The sequence below is a fragment of the Ensifer oleiphilus genome, from assembly GCF_013371465.1.
GTDB classification, from domain to species: domain Bacteria; phylum Pseudomonadota; class Alphaproteobacteria; order Rhizobiales; family Rhizobiaceae; genus Ensifer; species Ensifer oleiphilus.
Genome location: NZ_JABWDU010000002.1, coordinates 1,111,646 through 1,133,403 on the forward strand (window position 1 = coordinate 1,111,646; position 21,758 = coordinate 1,133,403).

At 62.7% G+C, this 21,758-nt stretch carries 21 protein-coding genes; 9 read left to right on the forward strand and 12 right to left on the reverse strand.

Annotated features, from left to right (window positions below; genetic code table 11):
* Positions 1 to 5: 5 nt before the first annotated feature.
* The 6 genes from HT585_RS12110 to HT585_RS12135 all read left to right on the forward strand — a co-directional run bounded on the left by HT585_RS12110 (position 6) and on the right by HT585_RS12135 (position 4,988).
* Positions 6 to 1,067, forward strand: coding sequence for a hemin-degrading factor (locus tag HT585_RS12110; RefSeq protein ID WP_176353111.1), 1,062 nt, complete (start codon positions 6 to 8; stop codon positions 1,065 to 1,067).
* Positions 1,068 to 1,077: 10 nt separating this feature from the next.
* The gene (locus HT585_RS12115; RefSeq protein WP_176353112.1) at positions 1,078 to 2,028 is read left to right on the forward strand and encodes a heme/hemin ABC transporter substrate-binding protein; all 951 of its coding nucleotides are present in this window, start codon (positions 1,078 to 1,080) and stop codon (positions 2,026 to 2,028) included.
* On the forward strand, positions 2,015 to 3,139 hold the full coding sequence (locus HT585_RS12120; protein WP_176353113.1) for a FecCD family ABC transporter permease: 1,125 nt from the start codon (positions 2,015 to 2,017) through the stop codon (positions 3,137 to 3,139). Before HT585_RS12115 ends, HT585_RS12120 begins: the two co-directional genes overlap by 14 nt.
* Before the next feature lie 9 nt (positions 3,140 to 3,148).
* Positions 3,149 to 3,940: a heme ABC transporter ATP-binding protein gene (locus tag HT585_RS12125; RefSeq protein ID WP_176353114.1), complete on the forward strand. Its 792-nt coding sequence runs from the start codon at positions 3,149 to 3,151 to the stop codon at positions 3,938 to 3,940.
* A 165-nt stretch (positions 3,941 to 4,105) separates the two neighbouring features.
* Positions 4,106 to 4,474 (forward strand): DUF883 family protein, encoded by a 369-nt coding sequence (locus HT585_RS12130; RefSeq protein WP_176353115.1) that lies wholly within the window; start codon positions 4,106 to 4,108, stop codon positions 4,472 to 4,474.
* An 82-nt stretch (positions 4,475 to 4,556) separates the two neighbouring features.
* Positions 4,557 to 4,988, forward strand: coding sequence for a hypothetical protein (locus HT585_RS12135; protein WP_176353116.1), 432 nt, complete (start codon positions 4,557 to 4,559; stop codon positions 4,986 to 4,988).
* Between the two features lie 11 nt (positions 4,989 to 4,999).
* Here HT585_RS12135 and HT585_RS12140 read toward each other — a convergent pair whose 3' ends face one another.
* The 3 genes from HT585_RS12140 to HT585_RS12150 all read right to left on the reverse strand — a co-directional run bounded on the left by HT585_RS12140 (position 5,000) and on the right by HT585_RS12150 (position 7,412).
* A complete protein-coding gene (locus tag HT585_RS12140) occupies positions 5,000 to 6,508 on the reverse strand; it encodes a sensor histidine kinase (RefSeq protein WP_176353117.1) in 1,509 nt (502 codons plus the stop codon).
* 146 nt (positions 6,509 to 6,654) lie between these two features.
* Positions 6,655 to 7,209 carry an RNA polymerase sigma factor gene (locus HT585_RS12145; protein WP_077503295.1) on the reverse strand — a complete coding sequence of 185 codons (555 nt, stop codon included), beginning with the start codon at positions 7,207 to 7,209 and terminating at the stop codon, positions 6,655 to 6,657.
* Between the two features lie 8 nt (positions 7,210 to 7,217).
* Entirely contained in the window at positions 7,218 to 7,412 is a 195-nt protein-coding gene (locus tag HT585_RS12150; RefSeq protein WP_077503294.1) for a NepR family anti-sigma factor, read from the reverse strand.
* Between the two features lie 133 nt (positions 7,413 to 7,545).
* Between HT585_RS12150 and HT585_RS12155 the strand changes: the two genes are divergently transcribed.
* On the forward strand, positions 7,546 to 8,340 hold the full coding sequence (locus HT585_RS12155; RefSeq protein WP_173423928.1) for a response regulator: 795 nt from the start codon (positions 7,546 to 7,548) through the stop codon (positions 8,338 to 8,340).
* A 285-nt stretch (positions 8,341 to 8,625) separates the two neighbouring features.
* Here the strand turns inward: HT585_RS12155 and HT585_RS12160 are convergent, their stop codons facing one another.
* From HT585_RS12160 to HT585_RS12200, 9 genes are all read right to left on the reverse strand, one after another.
* Complete coding sequence (locus HT585_RS12160) at positions 8,626 to 10,209, reverse strand: FGGY-family carbohydrate kinase (protein ID WP_176353118.1); 1,584 nt, start codon at positions 10,207 to 10,209, stop codon at positions 8,626 to 8,628.
* Between the two features lie 115 nt (positions 10,210 to 10,324).
* Positions 10,325 to 11,008: an HAD family hydrolase gene (locus HT585_RS12165; protein WP_176353119.1), complete on the reverse strand. Its 684-nt coding sequence runs from the start codon at positions 11,006 to 11,008 to the stop codon at positions 10,325 to 10,327.
* 109 nt (positions 11,009 to 11,117) lie between these two features.
* Positions 11,118 to 12,602, reverse strand: a complete 1,485-nt coding sequence (locus HT585_RS12170; protein WP_176353120.1) for a mannitol dehydrogenase family protein — start codon at positions 12,600 to 12,602, stop codon at positions 11,118 to 11,120.
* 42 nt (positions 12,603 to 12,644) lie between these two features.
* Positions 12,645 to 13,418 carry an L-iditol 2-dehydrogenase gene (locus tag HT585_RS12175; RefSeq protein WP_176353121.1) on the reverse strand — a complete coding sequence of 258 codons (774 nt, stop codon included), beginning with the start codon at positions 13,416 to 13,418 and terminating at the stop codon, positions 12,645 to 12,647.
* Positions 13,415 to 14,416 carry an ABC transporter ATP-binding protein gene (locus tag HT585_RS12180; protein ID WP_176353122.1) on the reverse strand — a complete coding sequence of 334 codons (1,002 nt, stop codon included), beginning with the start codon at positions 14,414 to 14,416 and terminating at the stop codon, positions 13,415 to 13,417. The genes HT585_RS12175 and HT585_RS12180 overlap by 4 nt, the downstream gene beginning before the upstream one ends.
* Before the next feature lie 11 nt (positions 14,417 to 14,427).
* On the reverse strand, positions 14,428 to 15,258 hold the full coding sequence (locus HT585_RS12185) for a carbohydrate ABC transporter permease (RefSeq protein WP_176353123.1): 831 nt from the start codon (positions 15,256 to 15,258) through the stop codon (positions 14,428 to 14,430).
* Positions 15,259 to 15,263: 5 nt separating this feature from the next.
* Entirely contained in the window at positions 15,264 to 16,136 is an 873-nt protein-coding gene (locus tag HT585_RS12190; RefSeq protein ID WP_176353124.1) for a carbohydrate ABC transporter permease, read from the reverse strand.
* A gap of 143 nt (positions 16,137 to 16,279) precedes the next feature.
* Positions 16,280 to 17,590: an ABC transporter substrate-binding protein gene (locus tag HT585_RS12195; RefSeq protein WP_176353125.1), complete on the reverse strand. Its 1,311-nt coding sequence runs from the start codon at positions 17,588 to 17,590 to the stop codon at positions 16,280 to 16,282.
* A 209-nt stretch (positions 17,591 to 17,799) separates the two neighbouring features.
* The gene (locus HT585_RS12200; RefSeq protein ID WP_176353126.1) at positions 17,800 to 18,753 is read right to left on the reverse strand and encodes a sugar-binding transcriptional regulator; all 954 of its coding nucleotides are present in this window, start codon (positions 18,751 to 18,753) and stop codon (positions 17,800 to 17,802) included.
* Positions 18,754 to 19,034: 281 nt separating this feature from the next.
* Here HT585_RS12200 and HT585_RS12205 point away from each other — a divergent pair, with 281 nt between their 5' ends.
* Together HT585_RS12205 and preA are read left to right on the forward strand one after the other, a co-directional pair.
* Positions 19,035 to 20,396 carry an NAD(P)-dependent oxidoreductase gene (locus tag HT585_RS12205; protein ID WP_176353127.1) on the forward strand — a complete coding sequence of 454 codons (1,362 nt, stop codon included), beginning with the start codon at positions 19,035 to 19,037 and terminating at the stop codon, positions 20,394 to 20,396.
* Positions 20,397 to 20,416: 20 nt separating this feature from the next.
* Positions 20,417 to 21,730: an NAD-dependent dihydropyrimidine dehydrogenase subunit PreA gene (gene preA, locus HT585_RS12210; RefSeq protein WP_176353128.1), complete on the forward strand. Its 1,314-nt coding sequence runs from the start codon at positions 20,417 to 20,419 to the stop codon at positions 21,728 to 21,730.
* The last annotated feature ends 28 nt before the right edge of the window (positions 21,731 to 21,758 follow it).

Genomic DNA, 21,758 nt, shown 5'->3' on the forward strand with positions numbered 1-21,758 from the left:
TGACAATGACCGAGAGCCTCCGTCCCACCCCGTCCGAAATCCGTGCCTACCGCGCCGAGAACCCGAAAATGCGCGAGCGCGACATTGCGGCTCAGCTCGGCGTTTCGGAAGCGGCCCTCGTGGCCGCCGAATGTGGTTTGACCGCCGTGCGCATCGATGCGGACGCCAATCGCTTCCTGCTGCGCGCCGAGGAACTGGGCGAAGTCATGGCCCTCACCCGCAACGAGAGCGCCGTGCACGAAAAGATCGGCGTCTACGAAAAGATCACGACCGGCGAGATGGCCAGCATCGTGCTCGGTGAGCAGATCGACCTGCGCGTCTTCCCGAGCGCCTGGGCGCATGCCTTCGCGGTGACCAAGACCGACGACAGCGGCGAAGCGCGCAAGAGCCTGCAGTTCTTCGACAAGTGGGGCAATGCCGTGCACAAGCTGCATCTGCGCCCGGCGTCGAATGTCGCCGCCTACGACAAGATCGTCGAAGACTTCCGCCTCGACGACCAGGCACAAACCTTTGTTGCCGACGCCAGCACGCCAGCTGGCGACGACAAGCCGGAAAACGTCGTCGACGTCACCGAGCTGCGCGACCGCTGGGCCAAGATGACCGACACGCACCAGTTCCACGGCCTGCTGCGCAAGCTGAAGATCGGCCGCCGCCAAGCGCTTCAGCATATCGGCGACGACTTCGCCTGGCGCCTTGACCCTTCGAGCGTCGAGACCATGATGCGCGAAAGCGCCGTGATCGAACTGCCGATCATGTGCTTCGTCGGCAACCGCGGCATGATCCAGATCCATTCTGGCCCGGTCGCCAAGATTGCCCCGATGGGCCCTTGGCTCAACGTCATGGACCCGACCTTCCACCTTCACCTGCGCACCGACCACATCGCCGAGCTTTGGGCCGTGCGCAAACCGACCGCCGATGGGCACGTCACCTCGATCGAGGCGCTCGACGCCAAGGGCGAGATGATCATCCAGTTCTTCGGCAAGCGTAAGGAAGGTTTTGCCGAGCGTCCCGAGTGGCGCGACATCGCCGAGGGCCTGGCGCGCCTCGACACCACCGTCGCAGCTTAAGGAAAGCGTGATGATCAAGGGTCTCGACTTCCGCCGCCTTCGCCGCTGGGAGCTGGCTTTGGCCGCCTTTGCAGTATCCGCTCCTTTCCTGCTGCCCGCCGTGGCGCCGGGCGCGCCGTCGTTCATCCGTCCGGCAATGGCAGAAAGCATCGAGAAGCCGGACGTCTCGCGCGTCGTTTCGGTCGGCGGCGCGATCACCGAGATCATCTACGCGCTCGGCGAGGAGAGTCGCCTTGTCGGCCGGGACTCGACGAGCACCTATCCCGAAGCCGCAAACAAGCTGCCCGACGTCGGCTACATGCGTCAACTCGCCCCCGAAGGCATCATCGCGGTCAACCCGACCGCCATCGTCGCCGTCGAAGGCAGCGGCCCCCCGGAGGCGCTTGCCATCCTGAAGGAAGCCAATATCGCCTTTACCAGCGTGCCGGAAACTTTCGACAAGGACAGCATCTCCGCAAAGATCCGCTCGGTCGGTACCTTCCTCAATGTGCCCGACAAGGCCGAAGCGCTCGCAAAGTCGGTGGAAGCCGACCTTGCTGCGGCGATTGCCGATGGTGCCAAGCGCCCGGAAGGCGAGCGCAAGCGCGTTCTCTTCGTGCTCAGCACCCAGGGCGGCAAGATCATGGCTTCGGGCAGCGGCACGGCTGCCAACGGCATCATCGAGCTTTCCGGCGCCGTCAATGCCGCCGGAAAATTCCCCGGCTACAAGGCCCTGACCGACGAGGCGATCATCGAAGCCAAGCCCGACGTCATCCTGATGATGGATCGCGGCGGCGAGCACAGCGCCAAGGCGGACGAACTCTTCGCCTTGCCGTCGCTGAGCCTGACGCCGGCCGCCACGACAAAGGCGCTGATCCGCATGGACGGCCTGCATCTACTCGGCTTCGGCCCGCGCACGGCAGGCGCCATCCGCGAACTCAATGCCGCAATTTACGGGAAGAAGGCCAATGCCTCGCAGTGAGGCATTGGACCGCGGCATGCGCCTGACCGCCCTTGCTGCTGATATCCGGGCCGAATGGCAGTCCGGCAATCGCGCGCGACTGGCGCGCGTCGTCATTGTGCTGCTCGTCGTCTTTGCAGCCGCAACCTTTGTCAGCTCGATCATGACCGGCGCTGCCGATGCGTCGCTATCCAATGTCGTGCGCTGGCTCGTGGGTGCAAACGATGCCGACCAGGTCCTGAGCGTTCGCGATCGCATCATCATTCTCGACATCCGGCTGCCGCGCGCCGTGCTCGGCATGCTCGTCGGCGCGTCGCTCGCCGTCTCCGGCGTCGTCATGCAGGGGCTGTTCCGCAACCCGCTGGCCGATCCCGGCCTCGTCGGCGTTTCCTCCGGCGCGAGCCTCGGCGCCGTCCTCCTGATCGTGCTCGGTTCGGCGGTGTTCGGCCCGCTGTTTGCGCTCTTTGGCTTTTACGCCTTGCCGATCGCTGCCTTCGTCGGCGGCCTCGTCACCACGCTCCTGCTCTACCGGATTGCCACGCGTGGCGGGCAGACATCGGTTGCGACGCTGCTTCTCGCCGGCATCGCGCTCGGTGCGCTCACCGGCGCCTTCACCGGCGTCCTGATCTTCATGGCAGACGACAAGCAACTGCGCGATGTCACATTCTGGGGTCTCGGCTCGCTTGCCGGCGCCAATTGGACAAAGATCGCCGCCGCAGCCCCGATCATTCTCCTGTCGCTCGCCGTCACGCCCTTCCTGGCGCGCGGCCTCAACGCCATCACGCTCGGAGAAGCTGCCGCTTTCCATATGGGCATCCCGGTGCAGCGCATGAAGAACATCGCCATCGTCAGCGTCGCCGCGGCAACGGGTGCGTCGGTTGCGGTCAGCGGCGGCATCGGCTTCGTCGGCATCGTCGTGCCGCATCTCCTGCGCCTGGTCATCGGCCCGGATCACCGCTATCTCGTGCCGGCATCGGCGCTCCTGGGCGGAACCTTGCTGATCCTGGCCGACATGATCGCCCGCACCATCGCGTCACCCGCCGAGCTGCCGATCGGCATCGTCACCGCCTTCATCGGTGCACCGTTCTTCCTGTGGATCCTGCTGCGCGGTCGCACGACCATGGGGCTGTGAGACGAAACCATGATCACCGTATCGAACCTTTCCGTCCGCTTGGGCGGCCGCCAAGTCATCCATGGCATTTCGCTTGAGGCAGCGCCGGGTGCGCTGACCGCAATTGTCGGGCCGAACGGCTGCGGCAAGACGACGACGCTGAAGGCGATCTCCGGAGAATTGCCGCCGGAAAGCGGTTCGGTCAGCATCAACGGCCGCAATCTCAAGGGCCTGAAACCCTGGGAACTTGCGCTGAAGCGCGGAGTGCTGCCGCAATCGACCGTGATTTCATTTCCCTTCACGGTGCGCGAAGTGGTGCGGTTGGGTCTGACTGCGGGCGCGACCGCCGATGCAAAGGCCAATGATCGCATCGCCGCCGATGCGCTCGAAGCTGTCGATCTCGGCGGCTTTGCCGGCCGCTTCTATCAGGAGCTCTCGGGCGGCGAACAACAGCGCGTGCAGCTGGCGCGCGTCCTTTGCCAGATTTCCAACCCGGTCGCCGATGGTGAGCCACGTTACCTCCTGCTCGACGAGCCGGTCTCGAGCCTCGACATCCGTCACCAGCTGACGATCATGCAGCTGGCGCGCCGGTTCTGTGAGCAAGGCGGCGGCGTCATCGCCGTCATGCATGACCTCAACCTGACGGCGATGTTCGCCGACCGGATGATCATGATGAAAGCTGGAATGATCCGGGCGAGCGGCGCGCCAAGCGATGTGCTGACGGACGAGACGATGGAGGCAGTGTTTGGCTGCCGGATGCAGGTCAGCGCCATGCCGGCAGCCGGCGTGCCCTTCGTGTTGCCGCAGACGGCCACGCTCTGACCGCATGGCGGAAATCGCGCCAACTTCAAGATTTATCGAAACAATTTGCGCACTCGTGCGTTGTTCTCCCTGAAGTGCCGGTCGTGGCAATGAATTTGCCATGCCCGCTCAAGAAGATCACGCCGGTCGACCTCGGCCGGCGTTGCAGCGAAAAGGAGACCAATCATGGCTTCAGGCCTCTTCTCAGGTTCCAGTTCACGGTCGAGCAAGCGCAACGGTGCGCTCTCGGACATCTCCATCGAAGATCAGCTCAGCGAACTGCGAGGCGATATGGCAGCGCTGGTGGCACTGCTTGCCGATCGCGGCGCCGATGCGTCGAAACAGGCACGCAGCAAGGCCCACGATGCGCGCGAACAGGCCGAAGCCGGCCTTCAGGATCTGCTTGCAACTGGCGAGGAATTGCTGGGCGATCTGCGTAGCCGATACGCCGGCACGGAAAAGCAGCTGCGCAATGCGGTCCGCGAGCATCCCTTCGCAACGCTCGGCACTGCAGCGCTGATCGGCCTCATCGCCGCCGCCCTGCTGCGGCGCTAGGCGAGCGCCAGGCCAACACGGAACAGGGTGGGAACGCCACACGCGTCCCACCCGTTTTGACGTCTTTCAGGAGTAGAAGCGCATGGGTCCACTTGGGGCTGCCCTGTCCGCCTTGCTGGCCGCCGACATCGGCGCCACCGCATCCCGTTTCAAGCGCAACGCCGCGCTCTGCGCCGTCGTAGCCGTGCTGCTTGTCACAGCTTACATTTTCGCGCTGATTGCAATCGCACTCTATCTCAGCGCCACCTATTCGCCCGTGATCGCCGCCGCGTCGATCGCCGCAGCCCTGATCCTGACGGCCCTCATCCTCATCATCGTGATGATCGCCCTGCAAGGGCGGGACAGGCAGCTTGCCGAGGAGCGCCGCCGCCGATCGATGATGCGAACCAATCTGACGATGCTGGCCGCAACCAGCATTCTGCGCAAGCAGCCACTCATCGCTGTCGGCACGGCCCTGGCCATTGGTGCCTTGCTTGGCACGGGCAAGAAGCGTCGGCCCAACCGGGATACTTGAACGGGAACCGGCTAAAGCGGCAGGCGGATTAGGGCGGTGACGCCCGCCGCCATGTACTCGACTTTCACCGAACTGCCGAGAACCTTGTCGAGGCTGCGTTCGATCAGGATCGAACCGAAGCCTCGACGTTTCGGTTCGCGAACTGGCGGGCCGCCGACCTCCGTCCAGGTCAGATGCAGCACCGCCTCGCCTTCTTCCACGACATTGCGCGCCGTCAACACCACCTTGCCGTTCGGCACCGACAGTGAGCCGTACTTCACCGCGTTCGTCGCCAGTTCGTGCAGCACCAGCCCGAGGCCGACGGCCTGGTCGGGACCGAGCAGCACCTCGTCTTTGTGCAACTCGATCTGGTCGGCGTAGACGGTGACATGCGGCATCAACTGCTTGGAAATCAGGTCCGCAAGGCGGATCGTGCCCCACTCGTGATCCGACAGAAGTCCATGCGCTTCGGAGATGGCTTGAAGCCGACCGGCAAAGGCGGTCATGAATTCGGCCGGGTCGCTGGTCTGGCGCAGCGTCTGGCGGGCGAGAGACTGCAGCATCGCCAGGGTATTCTTGACCCGATGATTGAGTTCCTTGAGCAAGAGCCGCGTCCGCTGGACCGACATCTGCTGGTCGGTGACATCGATGGTGACGCCGATGAAGGTCAGCGGATTTCCCTTGGCGTCCCGGTCATGCACCCGCCCGCGGCCGAGCAGCCACCGGCCGGTGTCGCCGACCCGGAACATGCCGTCATATTCCTCATCCGCCTTCATCGCCTGGCGAAGCTTGGCGAAGGTCGCGCCACGGTCGTCGGGATGGATGGCCCCGAACACTTCTCTGGCGCCGAAAGAACGATCGGCAGGCAATCCGAACATGCGCGTCAAGGCGCTGTTGCCGCCGATCAAGCCGGAGCGGACGTCCCAGAGCCAGCTGCCGATATTGGCAGCCTCCAGCGCCATGGCGTGACGCTGCTCCTCGCGCGAAAGTGCGGCCTCCTTGATGGCCCGACGACGCGCTTCGTCCTTAAGCTTGAACAGGGCAGCGGCAAGGCCGGCAAGCCGGCGCAACTGTTCCATAAGATGCGGTGCAACCTCGCTGCGCGCGGCAACGTCCAGCACGCAGACCGTGCCGACCGGCTGGCCATCGAGGACGATCGGCGCGCCGGCGTAAAAGCGCAGGAAAGGCGCGCCGGCGACGAGCGGTCGACTGCGGAACCGCAGATCGGCTGAAGCGTCGAGAACGACGAGGCCGGCACCTGCGGCATCGGCTGCCGCGTGTACGCAGAACGAATCTTCCGATGACGCCCGCGGTTCCGATGTGCCGACAGCCGATTTGAACCATTGCCACTCGCGGTCAAGCAGGCTGACGAGTGCGATCGGCGCATCGAAGAGGCGGGCAGCGATTTCGGTAATGCCATCGAAATCCGTATCAGGGACGGCCATATCCGGCACTGTCGCATGCAGGACACGCAGGCGCTCGGGCGCATCGAGCAGCGACATCTCCGGCGAGGCGGTGTTTTCTTCTCTTTTTTCGCGCATCCGGCCTCAACTCCAAACTGTCGCCTCGGCCACCAGCGCCAATTGCCATTGACGCGCGGCGCTCCTATGCGGAGGCATTCAGGCCGCCAGTGAAAGCAGGGCTGCTCTCGATTTGCAACGCTCTGGCGGCCAAAAAAGCTTTCGAATCAGGAAACGAATGCCCGAGAGGTGATGGGAGCGGACGTTTCGTCCGGACCGTAGTCGTTTTCACCCTGAACCTGGAGGATATCCTGAAGGCGCTGGCGGGCGCGATTGACCCGGCTCTTGATGGTGCCGAGCGCGCAACCGCAGATCGTCGCCGCTTCCTCGTAGGAGAAGCCCGACGCTCCGACCAGAATGATCGCCTCGCGCTGATCCGGCGGAAGGGTTTCCAGCGCTCGACGGAAGTCCTGCAGGTCCAGCGAACCATACTGTTCCGGATGGTGGGCGAGCGACTCGGTGAAATGGCCGTCGCTGTCCTGGACCTCGCGTCCGCGCTTGCGCATCTGGCTATAGAGTTCGTTGCGCAGGATGGTGAACAGCCAGGCCTTCATATTGGTGCCCATCTGAAAATGGTCCTGCTTGGCCCAGGCTTTCATGATCGTGTCCTGGACAAGGTCATCCGCCCGGTCATGGCGACCGATGAGGGACATGGCAAAGGCGCGAAGGCTCGGCAAGGCGGCGAGCATCTCTCGCTTGAAATCATTCTTTTCGGACGACATTCCGGCGCTCACTCCCTACCCTGCAGAACCGATTGCTGCTCGGCCGCATCGAGTTTCTCCAGAAGATCGAGAAAACGCGAAGGTATCGCTTCTTCCTGAACGGACTGATAGAGCGCCTTCAGCTTGGCTGCGATCTGCGCGTTTGGGTCTTCGGTCCATGAGGTCGTACCGGAAGTGCGCCCCGCCCCTGTTTTATACTTCATTGTCAATCTGTCGCCTTGTGGTGTTCATTACCGCCTTAACGCGTCTGAAAAATGAAATGTTCCCTCGCGGAACTTTTTTTTGCGTGGAACGTTTTCCGACGTCACCGCAAATAATATCTCGAGGGAGTTCCCCATGACATTGTCCACACGGATCGCGCCGCTGCTGCCCTATCTGCGCCGCTACTCGCGCGCATTGACCGGCTCGCAGACATCCGGCGACGCCTATGTGGCCGCCGTACTCGAAGCCTTGATCGCAGACACCTCCATTTTTCCGGAGGCTAGCAACGACCGGGTCTCGCTGTTCCGTCTCTATACGTCGCTCTTCGGCTCCTCGTCGGTGCTGGTTCCCGAACCGATTTCTCCCTTTGCCTGGGAGCAACGCGCCTCGGTCAACCTGGCAAACGTATCGCCGCTTGCCCGCCAGGCGTTCCTTCTCGTCTCGGTCGAGGGTTTCCGCCCCGAAGAAGCGAGCGAAATCCTTGACGTCAGCGACGACAAGATAGGCGCGCTTCTCGACCGCGCCTCGCAGGAAATCTCGCGACAGGTCGCAACCGATATCATGATCATCGAGGACGAACCGCTGATCGCCATCGATATCGAAAACATGGTCGAGAGCCTCGGCCACCGCGTAACCGGCATCGCACGCACCCGCGACGAAGCAATCGCCCTTTACAAAAAGACCCGGCCAAGCATGGTGCTTGCCGATATCCAGCTTGCCGACGGCAGCTCGGGCATCGACGCGGTCAACGACATCCTCAAGACCAGCGCCATTCCGGTGATCTTCATCACCGCGTTCCCCGAGCGCCTGTTGACCGGCGAGCGTCCCGAGCCAACCTTCCTGGTCACCAAGCCTTTCAACCCCGACATGGTGAAGGCGCTGATCAGCCAGGCGCTGTTCTTCAACGAGTCCACCAAGGCTGCGGCGTAACCGCCGCAAAAGCATTCCATATGCCGGCGGCTACGGTCGCCGGCTTTCGTTTGTCTGCTCAACGCTTGTCTTGATCAGCACAACCCGGCACCGAAAACAAAACAGCCAGTGCCGAGGGAAGGCACTGGCTGACATTGTTCAACTCACCGGGGGAGTGTGAGTTGGTAAACCGGCGGATTACCTCCGGCGCCACATTGGGGGCGATGCGCGCCACCGTCCGGCCTGCAAATAAAATGCCTGACGCAGGCAAAGGTTCCCGGCGTTTCGCGTATGCCGATCATTTTTTTATTGAAGCGCGTCGAGTTCGTCCCGATGGCGGTAGAGCGCAAGGAAGCGGCGGTAATCGCGGTCGTAGATGCCGCGCATCTGAGCGTTCGGCAGTCGCTCCTGCCTGCCCGATGCCATGGCAACGCCGGATGCCGCGAGATCAGCGTGAACCTGACCGGCGACGGCCGCCGCCATCGCCGTGCCGAGAAGCACGGCGTCAGGTGCGTCCGGTGCCACGACCCGGCACCCCGTGACGTCGCAATAGAGCTCCATCAGGAGGGCGTTGCGAACATGGCCGCCGGTGACGTGAAGCGTATCGAGGTCGTAGCCAACCTCACGCATCGTTTCGAGGATATGGCGGATGCCGAGCGCGATGGCCACACAGGTGCGCCAGTAGAGCCGGCAGAGCGCGTCGAATGACGAATCGAACGGCAAGCCGCTGATGACGCCGAGACCGTGCGGGTCGGCAAGCGGCGAGCGGTTGCCGTGAAAGTCGGGCAGAACGTGAAGCCGCTCGGCAAATTGGCTCCCGTGCAGCGTCCGCAATTCCTGGACGCGCGCAATGATGCGGCCGTGGGTCTCGGTCGTCGGCTCCAGCCCGCCGCCGTGGATGCGCACGATGTGATCGAGCAGCGCTCCGGTTGCCGATTGACCAGCCTCGATCAGCCAGGCTTCCGGCAACACCGCCTCGAAATAGGGTCCCCACATGCCGAAGCCGGGCTTCATGTTCTTGGAGAAGGCGACGATGCAACTCGATGTGCCGGCGATCAGCGCCAACTGCCGCTCGAGTTTTTCCGGCTCTCCGACAAAACCGCCGAGAACGCCGAGCGCGCCGGCATAGGCATCGATCAATCCCGGCGCCACCTGGCAGCCGGTATCAAGGCCAAGGTCTGCTGCAGCTTCCGCCGACAGGCCACCGACGGAGCGTCCGACCGGCAGCGTTTCTTCCGGCAATCCGCCTCGCGTCAGCAGGTCCTCAAGGCCGATGCGTTCAAGATAGTCCGCCTGCCAGCCGCGCTTCTCATGGGCGAGATAGTTCCATTTCGCCGTCAATGTGCAGCGCGAGCGTGCCGCACTGCCGGTCGCCCGCCAGGAGAGATAATCGGCAAGATCGAAGAAGTAACCCGCCTTCTCCCACTGGGCCGGCAGGTTTCGCTTGAGCCACATCAGCTTCGGCATCTCCATCTCCGGCGAGATGACGCGGCCGGAGAAATCGAGAACCGGGTGTCCGGTTGCGGTGCAGAGATCGGCTTCCTTGAGCGCCCGATGATCGAGCCAGACGATGGTATCCCACCGGGCCTCGCCTTTCCGGTTGACGGAAAGCGGCGCCCCGTCCCGGTCGCGAACGACGAGCGAGCACGTCGCGTCGAAACCGATTGCAGCGATATCCTGCGCCGCGACGCCGGCCTTGTTTCGGGCCGCCCTCACCGAGCCGCAGACGGCTTTCCAGATATCGTCCGAATCATGTTCGGCATGATTTTCCTCCGGCCGGTTCATGGCGATCGGCAGGTCGGCACGTGCCAGCAGCCTGCCATTCCGGTCGAAGATACCGGCGCGGGCACTGCCGGTACCGACATCGACCGCAACGACGAATTCACGCATCAAAGGAAGTCCCCGTCCCCGTAACCGCGAGCTTTGAGCGTCCTCCATGGCGCGCCAAGTCCGCAGTAAAATCCTGAAATTGCTGCATAATTCTTATCCTTAGATCGAGTTCGACTTAAGGCGTTATGCGGTATTGGCGGACAAACTGTAACAATTCGCCCATGTCGTCAAACAGCACGTCTGGGTCGAGCTCGGACAGTGTCTGTCGATGACGATCGCTGCGCGCATGCCCGCCGCCGGCGAAGGCAAAGGCGCGCATGCCGGCGGCATGTGCCGCTTCGATGCCGGCCGGACTGTCCTCGACGACGATACAGTCCTTTGGCGCATAGCCCATCTGCCGGCTCGCCAGCAGAAAAAGATCCGGCGCCGGCTTGCCATGTTTGACCATCGTCGCAGAGAAGATGTTCGGCTCGAAAAGATCGATCAGCCCGGTGACGGTCAGCGACAGCCGGATGCGCTCCGGCTGGCTGGACGAGGCGACGCAACAGGCAACGCCAAGCTCTTCGACCGCCCGGCGGATGCCGGCGATCGGCTGCAGCTCGGAGCGGAACCGCTGGTAGAGCCGCGTGCGAATCTCATCGAGAAAGGCGTCGTCGGTCGCCAGACCATACTCGTCGTGAAGAATGGCCGACATGCTTTTGAGGCTACGACCGAGAAACCGTTCGGTCGCCTGCTCCGTTGTCATCGACACACCGGCGGCAGCAAGGACATCGACCAGGACTTCAAGCGAGATCGGTTCGCTGTCGACCAGCACGCCGTCGCAATCGAAGATCACCAGCCTGGACGCACCGTCCGCCATAATACGCTACTCCTTACAGCGCCGCGCGTCTTCCACGACGCGCCAAGGTCGCTGTAACGCTTTGAGTTGCTGCATGATTTCACCTTTGGTCGGCTCTGCCTCCAAGGAATTATGCAGTAAGCTTGCCCTCCAGATAAAGCTGGAGCGTAGCGCGGGTACCCTTTTCCCAAAGGGTTTTCAATGCCTTGGCGAAGCGCTTGCGGAAAAGATCGGATTGCGCAACCTCGCCGAAAATGTCGGACAATGCCAGGAAAGCCATGGGATCTTCTTTGGCGGCCAATGCCGCCGCCTGAAGCCGATCGGCGTTCTGGTCGTTGAAGGCGATGCTTTTGCCGCTGTCGGTGGTGCCGGCGAAGTAACGGCACCAGAGCGCCGACACCAGCGCCAGCCCGACGACATCTTCACCGCGTGCCAACCGGTCGGCCGTCGACGGCAGGATGAACTTCGGCTGCCGGTTGGACCCGTCCTGCGCCAGCCGCGGGATCGTGTCGCCGATCTTCGGGTTGGAGAAGCGCGTCTCGATCAGCTTGTAGTAATCGCCAAGATCGGTGTTCGGCACCGGCGGAATGACGGGGATGATCTCGTCGTGCTCGAGTTTGGCGAGGAAGGCGCGGATCAGCGGCTCCTCCATCGCCTCGTGGACGAAATGGATGTCGAGCAACGCCGCCGGATAGGCGATGGCCGCGTGGCCGCCATTGAGAATGCGGATCTTCATGTGCTCGTAGGGCGCGACATCGGGAACGAATTGCACCCCGACCTTTTCGAGCGCCGGACGCCCCTGCGGGAAATGATCCTCCAGCACCCATTGCTTGAACTCTTCGCAAAACACCGGCCAGGCGTCGTCGATCTCGTAATCGGTCGCCACGATGCCGATTTCGCGTGCGCCGGTCGCCGGTGTGATCCGATCCACCATGCCGTTCGGGAAGGCGACATTCGCGTCGATCCAGTCGGCAAAGGCGGGATCGAACAACCGTGCGAGGCCCGAGACCGCCGCATGCGTTACTTCTCCATTTCCCGGAATGTTGTCGCAGGACATGACGGTGAATGGCGGGATGTGCCTGCCCCGGCGGGCCTTCAGGCCGGCGACAACAAGGCCGAAGACCGTCTTCGGAGAAGTCGGATTCTGCGCGTCCTCGACAATGGCCGGATGGGTCGGATTGAAGACGCCCGAGGCTGGGTCGATGAAGTAGCCGCCCTCGGTGATCGTCATCGAGACGATGCGGATCGCCGGATCGGCAAGGGTGGCGACGATGCCTGCGACATCCCCGGGTTTCAGGTAATCGATCATCGCGCCGGTCACATGCGCACCGGTGCGGTTGTTGTCCTGCTCGACCACCGTCGTCAGGAAATCCTGCGCCGCAAGCTTCGCCCGCATCTGTTCGTCGGACGGCAAGACACCGGCGCCGACGATCGCCCAGTCATGGTCGTGTCCCGCATTGAAGAGATCGTCGAGATAGACGGCCTGATGGGCACGGTGAAAATTGCCGACACCGAAATGCACGATGCCCGCTTTCAGAGCGGTACGATCGTAGCTCGGCACGCCGGCCTTGGCCTTGACCGCATCGAGCGCGGCAAGTGAGAGTTTGGTCGTCATGGTCCCGTTCCTTTTGAAGGCATCGTCTGTGAGAGACGGGCCTCAGCTCATCCAGTTGCCGCCATCGACGTTGTAGGTTTGAGAAACGACGTAATCGCTCTCGGCCGAGGCGAGGAAAATCGCCATGCCGGTGAGGTCCTCGGCCGTTCCCATGCGCCCATAGGGTACTTCCGCGCCGACCAGCCGCTTCTTCTCGCCGCGCGGACGGTTCTCGTATCTGGCAAACAGCGCGTCGACGCCGTCCCAGTGTTCGCCGTCGACCACGCCGGGCGCAATCGCGTTGACGTTGATGCGGTGCTTGATCAGGTCGAGCCCCGCCGACTGGGTCAGGCTGATGACCGCGGCCTTGGTGGCGCAGTAAACGGCGACCAGCGCCTCGCCGCGCCGACCGGCCTGACTTGCCATATTGATGATCTTGCCGCCCCTGCCCTGGGCGATCATCTGTCGCGCCGCCGCCTGCATCGTGAACAGCGTTCCCGAAACATTGATCGAAAACAGCCGCTCATAACTTTCGCGGGTGATTTCGACGATCGGCGCGAGATCGAAGAGCGCGGCATTGTTGACGAGAATGTCGAGACCGCCGGCCTCGGTAACGACCGATGCGATCGCCGCATCGATCGACCCTTGCTGCGTCACGTCCATTTCGACGGCATAGGCGCTGGGTCCGATCTCGGCAGCCGTCTCACGCGCCCGCGCCAGATTGATGTCGGCAATTGCCACCCGGGCGCCTTCGCGCACGTAGGCTTCGGCAAAGGCGCGACCAATACCGCGCGCCGATCCGGTGATCAGCGCGCTTTTTCCTTCAAGACGTTTCATCGTACTGCCAGTCCCTTGTCGTCGAACCTGTGGACGCGGTGGGCGTCGGGCGTCAGGAACACCCGGTCACCATGGGTGACCGGGAAATCGCCGCCGACACGCGCCGTCATCGTTCCGATGTTGTCGACATTGACGTGCAGGAACGTGTCGGAGCCGAGGTGTTCTGCGACACCGACCGTGCCGGCCCAGGTGCCGTTTTCCTTCGACAGCACCAGATGCTCCGGCCGGATGCCCATGGTATGCGCCTGGTAGGCGGCGGCCGGGGCACCGGACACGAAGTTCATGCGTGGCGAACCGATGAAGCCGGCGACGAAGAGATTGTCCGGCTTGTGGTAGAGGTCGAGCGGCGAGCCGACCTGTTCGATACGGCCGCGATTGAGCACCACGATCTTGTCGGCCATGGTCATGGCCTCCACCTGGTCATGGGTGACATAGACCATCGTCGTCTTCAGATCCTGGTGCAGCTGGCTGATTTCCAGCCGCATGTTGACGCGCAGCGCCGCATCGAGGTTCGACAGCGGCTCGTCGAACAGGAACGCCTTCGGCTGGCGCACGATTGCGCGGCCGATGGCGACGCGCTGGCGCTGGCCGCCGGAGAGCTGGCGCGGCTTGCGGTCCAGATAGTCGGTCAGGTTGAGCACGCGCGCTGCATCGGCCACTTTCTTGTCGATGACCGCCTTGTCCTCGTTCGCCATCTTCAACGGAAAACCGATGTTCGAGCGCACGCTCATATGCGGGTAGAGCGCGTAAGACTGGAACACCATCGACAGGCCGCGTTGTGCGGGCGGCAGCTCGGTGGCGTTCTTACCGTCGATGACGATCTCGCCGTCGCTCACATCTTCAAGCCCGGCGATCAGCCGCAAGAGCGTGGACTTCCCGCAGCCCGACGGGCCGACGAAGACGACGAACTCGCCATCGTTGATGTTGAGGTCGATCGACGGGATGACGGCATGGGCGCCAAAGACCTTCGAGACGTTTCTGAGCGTTATGTTTCCCATTGTCGTATCCCTTATTTGACCGCGCCGAAGGTGAGGCCGCGCACGAGCTGCTTCTGCGAGAACCAGCCGAGTATGAGGATGGGGGCGATTGCCATGGTCGAGGCCGCAGAAAGCTTGGCGTAAAACAGGCCTTCGGGGCTGGAATAGGAGGCGATGAAGGCCGTCAGCGGCGCCGCCTTCGCGGCGCTGAGATTCAGCGTCCAGAACGCCTCGTTCCAGGCAAGGATGATGTTGAGCAGAAGCGTCGAGGCGATTCCGGGGATCGCCATCGGCGTCAGGACATAGATGATCTCATTGGACAGCGACGCGCCGTCCATGCGCGCCGCCTCGAGGATCTCGCCGGGGATCTCCTTGAAGTAGGTGTAGAGCATCCAGATGATGATCGGCAGGTTAATGAGCGTCAGCACGATCACGAGACCGGTGCGGGTATCGAGCAGTCCGGTGTTGCGGAACAACAGGTACATCGGCACCAGCACCCCGACCGACGGCATCATCTTGGTGGAGAGCATCCACATCAACACGTCCTTGGTGCGCTTGGTCGGCGAGAACGCCATTGCCCAGGCGGACGGAATGGCGATGATCAGGCCGATCAGCGTCGAGCCGAAGGAGACGACGACCGAGTTCATGAAGTGCAGGAAGTAGTTCGATCGGCTCTGCACCTCGTGATAGTTCTCCGTCGTCCAGTCGAAGAAGAACAAGGACGGCGGCGAGGCGATCGCCTCGGCCTCTGTCTTGAAGCTCGTCAGGAACGTCCAGAGGATCGGGAAGAAAATCAGGATGCCGATCGTCCAGGCGACGACGGTGACCACGATCTTTCTCCGGGTGGAGACATTGCGTGCCATGGATCTCAAGCCTCCAGCGTCTTGCCGATCATCCGCATCAGGAAGAATGCGACGATGTTGGCGAGGATGACGGCAATAATGCCGCCGGCGGATGCGCCGCCCACGTCGAACTGCAGCAGGGCCTGCGCATAGACGAGGAAGGTGAGGTTGGTGCTCTGCGTGCCCGGCCCGCCATTGGTCGTCACCAGGATTTCCGCAAAGACCGAGAGCAGGAAGATCGTCTGGATCAGGATGACTACGGTGATGGCGCGGGAAAGATGCGGCAGCACGAGATAGATGAAGCGGCTCCAGGCGCTGGCGCCGTCCATCTGGGCTGCTTCCTTCTGCTCTTCGTCAAGCGATTGCAGTGCCGTCAACAGGATCAGCGTCGCAAACGGCAGCCATTGCCAGGCGACGATGAGGATCACCGACATCAGCGGCGCATTGGCGAGAAAGTCGAAGGGCTGCAGCCCGAAGAGCTTGGCCAGCCAGGCAAACAGCCCGTTGACCGGGTTCATGAACATGTTCTTCCAGACGAGTGCGGCGACCGTCGGCATGATCAGGAACGGCGCGATCACCAGGATGCGCACGATCCCCTGCCCGAACATCGGCTGGTCCAGCAGAAGCGCCAGCGCAATGCCGCCGACGACGGTGATGAAGAGCACCCCGAGCACGATGGCAAGCGTGTTGAAGAGCGCCTGGAAGAAGGCGGGATCGGTGAGGAAGTACGTGTAGTTGGAAAAGCCCGCGAACTCCTCCATCCCCGGCATCAGGAGATTGTAGCGCAGGAACGAGAAGTAGATCGTCATGGCCAGCGGAACGATCATCCAAGCCAGAAGCAGAAGCACCGAGGGCGCGATCATCAGACGCGCGGCGGAGCGGGTGTGCAAGGTCGCCATGGCGTCCCCCCAAATGACGGAATTCAACGCTGTTTCGAGATCGGGTCGGGCCGGCGCGTTTGTGCGCGCGAGCCCTGTGGCTGCCTCCGGGATTTACCGGGGCGCCAGCCATTTGCGGCCGGCACCCCGGGCCCTTGGGAGCGCTATTTGATGTAGCCGGCCTTGGTCATTTCGCGTTCGGTCAGCTTCTGGGCGCTGGCAAGCGCATCGTCGACGCTCATCTGGCCGGCAAGGGCGGCCGAGAATTGCTGGCCGACCGCCGTGCCGAGGCCCTGGAACTCAGGGATCGCCACGAACTGCACGCCGACATAAGGCACCGGCTTGACCGACGGGTTCTTCGGATCGGCAGCATTGATCGAGTCGAGCGTCATCTTCGCAAACGGCGCCGCCTTCTGGTACTCAGGGTTTGCGTAAAGCGAGGTGCGTGTGCCCGGGGGAACGTTGGCCCAGCCTTCCTTGTCGGCAACCAGCTTCAGATAGTCCTTGCCGGTTGCCCAGGCGATGAACTTCTCGGCCGCTGCCACTTTCTGCGAACCGGCGGGGATGGCGAGGTTCCAGGCCCACAGCCAGTTGCCGCGCTTGCCGAGGCCCGTGTCCGGCGCGAGCGCAAAGCCCACCTTGTCGGCCACCGTCGATTCCTTCGGGTTGGTGACGAACGAGGCTGCAACCGTCGCATCGATCCACATGCCGCACTTGCCGGTCTGGAACAGCGACAGGTTTTCGTTGAAGCCGTTCGAGGATGCCCCGGGCGGTCCGGCGTCGTTCATCAGCTTGACGTAGAAGTCGAGCGCGTACTTCCATTCCGGCTGGTCGAACTGGGGCTTCCAGTTCTCGTCGAACCAGCGCGCGCCGAAGGCGTTCGCGGTTGCCGTCAGGAAGGCCATGTTCTCGCCCCAGCCCGCCTTGCCGCGCAGGCAGATGCCGTAGACTTCGTTGCTTTTGTCGGTGATCTTGCGTGCAGCGTCGGCGATGAAGTCCCATGTCGGCGCGTCGGGCATCGTCAGCCCGGCCTTCTCGAACAGGTCCTTGCGGTACATCACCATCGAGCTTTCGCCGTAAAACGGCGCGGCATAGAGCTTGCCGTCGATGGTCAGGCCCGAGCGGATCGCCGGCAACAGGTCGTCGACGTCGTAGTCGGCGCCAAGATTGTCGAGCGGCAACAGCCAGCCCTGCTTGGCCCAGATCGGCACTTCATAGGTGCCGATGGTCATGATGTCGTACTGGCCGCCCTTGGTGGCGATATCCGTCGTCACGCGCTGGCGCAGCACGTTTTCCTCGAGCGTCACCCACTCGAGCGTAATGTCCGGATTCTTGGACGTGAAATCATCCGTCAGCTTCTGCATCCGGATCATGTCGCCGTTGTTCACGGTCGCAATGGTCAGGGTTTCTGCTTGGGCCAGACCTGCCAGTGCGACTGCCGAGCATGTGCCCAGCAGGAAAGTTCTCAAATTCATCGACTTCCTCCCAGAAGAAATTGAGCATTTGCCTCGCTCATGGGCAATTACTCACTTAACGCAAAAAAATGTCAATCCGCTTTCGTTGCTGCGCTGCAAACGGAGACGTTACGAAGCTGTTTTGATTGCCGATTTTTTATCAGAAAACGTTCATATGAACGCCAAAAGGCCGGCGCATGGCCGGCCTTAGTCAAGTGGGGTCACTGCGATCAGGCGTTGAGCAGGTAGGCGGCGGTCGCCTCATCGGTGATGATGCCGTTGATGATCCGGCCCTTGAGCGCTGCCTTGAGCGCCTCGTATTTGCGCCGTCCCTTTGCAAGCCCGATCACCGACGCATTGTCGCGGGATGGGAGCGGCACGGAAGCGACGCGATCGTTGAAGCTGCCGGTCATCAAGGCGCCGTCGTGGTCGAACATCCAGCCGCAAATCTCCCCGGCCGCGCCCGATTTCGTCAGCTGCCCCATTTCTTCCTGCGACAGAAATCCATCCTGGCATAGTGGCGCTTCCGGGCCGAGTTCACCGACACCGACAAAGGCGACGTTGGCCTGCGCCCCGAGTTGCAGCGCCACCTGAACCAGGCTCTGGCTGTGCAGCACAGCGCGCTCCTCGGGCGATGAGGCAAGCACCGGCAACGGCATCGGGAAATGCCGCGCCTTGACCGCATCGGCCATGCTGAAGATGACGTTGTAATAGGCGGCCGAGCCGTCGAGACCGATATTGCCGGTCAGTGACACGATCCGGTGCTGGGGACATTCCATCGCCGGCAGCTGGTCGATCGCCGCCTTCAGGGTGCGGCCGGTGCCGATCGCAAGCACCTGGGGTTCGGGCAATTTGAGCCAGCGCTCGATCTCGGCAGCGCCGGCTTCAGCGATGCCGACCGTCGTCGAACTCGAGCCAGGATCGCTCGGCACCACGTCCACATGCCTGAGATCGTATCTTTCGCGAAGCCTTTCGGCAGCCTCCAGGCATGCGGCAATCGGATGATCGAGCCGGACCTTGATCAGACGTTCTGCCATGGCGAGCGACACCAACCGCTGAGCCGATTGGCGCGAGATGCCCATGACCGTGGCGATCTCGTCCTGGGTGCGACCGGCGACATAGTAGAGCCAGCCCGCGCGGGCAGCATCGTCAAGCCTGTTGTTCGCCTCGGCCCTGCGCGCCATGCCAATTCTCCGTTTCCCCGGCGACCGCAATGTCTTTGGGTCGAATCAACCCAAAAACATTGCGATCGCTACCCACACACTTTTCCTCATCCCGCTCTAATTTGCTGCCACTATTTGCCCCGCCCTGTCAAACAGCCGTCAAGAACAAGGACTTGGCAGGCTCGCCGAAAAGCCCGGATCGCAAGGCTTTCCGGTCTTATCTGCGTCAAACTTTTACCGTTTGATAAAAAAATAAAGCGTGTTACCGTTCCATCATCCTGAGAAGACATTGGGAGCCAAAAATGGGAACGACACAATCTGGGATCCTCGGCGGCCGCCTGCCGCTCGCGGACTACGAAACCAATTTCTCCGACCTCCATCCAGCCCTCGACAGACACGAGGCTTTGGTCGCCTCCGACCGCTGTTACTTCTGTCATGATGCGCCATGCATGACGGCCTGTCCCACCTCCATCGATATCCCGCTGTTCATTCGGCAGATATCGACGGGCAACCCGATCGGCTCGGCCAAGACCATTTTCGACCAGAACATTCTGGGCGGCATGTGCGCTCGCGTCTGTCCCACCGAAACGCTCTGCGAGCAGGCCTGCGTGCGCAACACCGCCGAGGAGCGTCCGGTCGAAATCGGCCGCCTGCAACGGTACGCGACCGACATCGCGATGAAGGAGAACAAGCAGTTCTACACCCGTGCGGCCTCCTCCGGCCAAAGGGTTGCCGTCGTCGGCGCCGGCCCGGCAGGGCTTGCCTGCGCCCATCGCCTCGCGGTGAAGGGCCACGAAGTCGTCATCTATGACGCGCGGGAAAAATCGGGCGGCCTCAACGAATATGGCATCGCCGCCTACAAGTCCGTCGACGATTTTGCCCAGAGCGAGGTCGACTACGTGCTGTCGATCGGCGGCATCGAAGTCCGCCACGGCCAGGCGCTCGGCCGCGATTTCTCGCTTGCCGATCTTAGCGAGCAGTATGACGCCGTCTTCCTCGGCCTCGGCCTTGCCGGTGTCAACGCGCTGCGCATCGAAGGCGAAAATGCCGAAGGCGTCGATGACGCCGTCGATTTCATCGCCGCCCTTCGCCAGTCGAAGACAAAGGCCGACATCGCCGTCGGTCGACGGGTCGTCGTTCTCGGCGGCGGCATGACCGCGATCGACGCCGCCGTACAGGCCAAGCTGCTTGGCGCCGAGGAGGTGACGATCTGTTACCGCCGCGGCAAGGAGCATATGAACGCGTCCGAATTCGAGCAGGATCTGGCGGCTTCGAAGGGCGTGACCATCCGCCATTGGCTGCAGCCCAAGCGCATTGCGCTCAAGGACGACAAGGTTGCCGGCATCGAGCTCGAATACACCACGCTCGTTGATGGAAAGCTGACCTCGACAGGAGAAACGGGTATCATTGCCGCCGACCAGATCTTCAAGGCGATCGGTCAGACCTTCGAGGCTTCGGGCCTCGGATCGCTTGAGTTCGAAGGTGGCCGCATCGTCGTCGACGACGAAGGCAAGACGTCGCTTGCCAATGTCTGGGCCGGCGGCGACTGCGTCGTGGGTGGCGAAGACCTGACGGTGTCGGCCGTCGCCAATGGGCGCGATGCCGCCGAAGCGATCAACCGGGCTTTCGCCGCGGCCATGCCGCAGGCGAGCGCCGTTGCATAACGGATCGGGAGAACGGAACAATGGCTGATCTTCGCAACAATTTTGTCGGCATCAAATCCCCGAACCCGTTCTGGCTGGCGTCCGCGCCGCCAACGGACAAGGCCTATAACGTCGAGCGCGCCTTCAAGGCGGGCTGGGGTGGCGTGGTCTGGAAGACGCTCGGCGAGGAAGGCCCGCCCGTCGTCAACGTCAACGGCCCGCGCTACGGCGCGATCTGGGGCGCCGACCGCCGGCTGCTGGGTCTCAACAACATCGAACTCATCACCGACCGCGACCTCTATGTGAACCTGCGGGAAATGAAGCAGGTCAAGATGAACTGGCCGGACCGGGCCCTGATCGCCTCGATCATGGTGCCCTGCGAGGAACAGGCGTGGAAATCGATCCTTCCGCTGGTGGAAGAGACCGGCGCTGACGGCATCGAACTCAACTTCGGCTGTCCGCACGGCATGTCCGAGCGCGGCATGGGTGCTGCGGTCGGACAGGTGCCGGAATATATCGAAATGGTCGTACGCTGGTGCAAGCAGTACACGCGCATGCCCGTCATAACCAAGCTGACGCCGAATATCACCGATGTGCGCAAGCCGGCGCGCGCCGCCAAGGCCGGCGGCACCGATGCCGTGTCGCTGATCAACACGATCAACTCGATCGTCTCCGTTGACCTCGACAACTTCGCTCCGAACCCGACGGTCGGCGGCAAGGGCACCCATGGCGGCTATTGCGGCCCGGCGGTCAAGCCGATCGCGCTCAACATGGTCGCCGAGATCGCCCGCGATCCCGAGACCTACGGCCTGCCGATCTCGGGCATCGGCGGCATCACCACCTGGCGCGACGCGGCAGAGTTCCTTGTGCTTGGCGCCGGCAACGTCCAGGTCTGCACCGCGGCGATGACCTACGGCTTCAAGATCGTCGAGGAAATGATCTCGGGCCTCTCGGACTGGATGGACGCCAAGGGTCACCGCAACCTCGATGACATCACCGGCCGCGCCGTGCAGAATGTCACCGACTGGCAGTACCTCAACCTCAACTACATCGCCAAGGCCAAGATCGATCAGGATTCCTGCATCAAGTGCGGCCGCTGTCACATCGCCTGCGAGGACACCTCGCACCAGGCGATCACCCAGTTCGTCAACGGCGTGCGCCATTTCGAGGTGATGGAAGACGAGTGCGTCGGCTGCAATCTCTGCGTCAACGTCTGTCCCGTCGAGAACTGCATCACCATGGAAGAGCTGCCGGCAGGCACCATGGATCAGCGCACCGGCAAACCCGTCGATCCGAACTATGCCAACTGGACAACGCACCCGAACAACCCGATGGCCCGCCAGGCCGCGGAGTAAGCAACGACGATGCCGCCGGCTTTTTGTC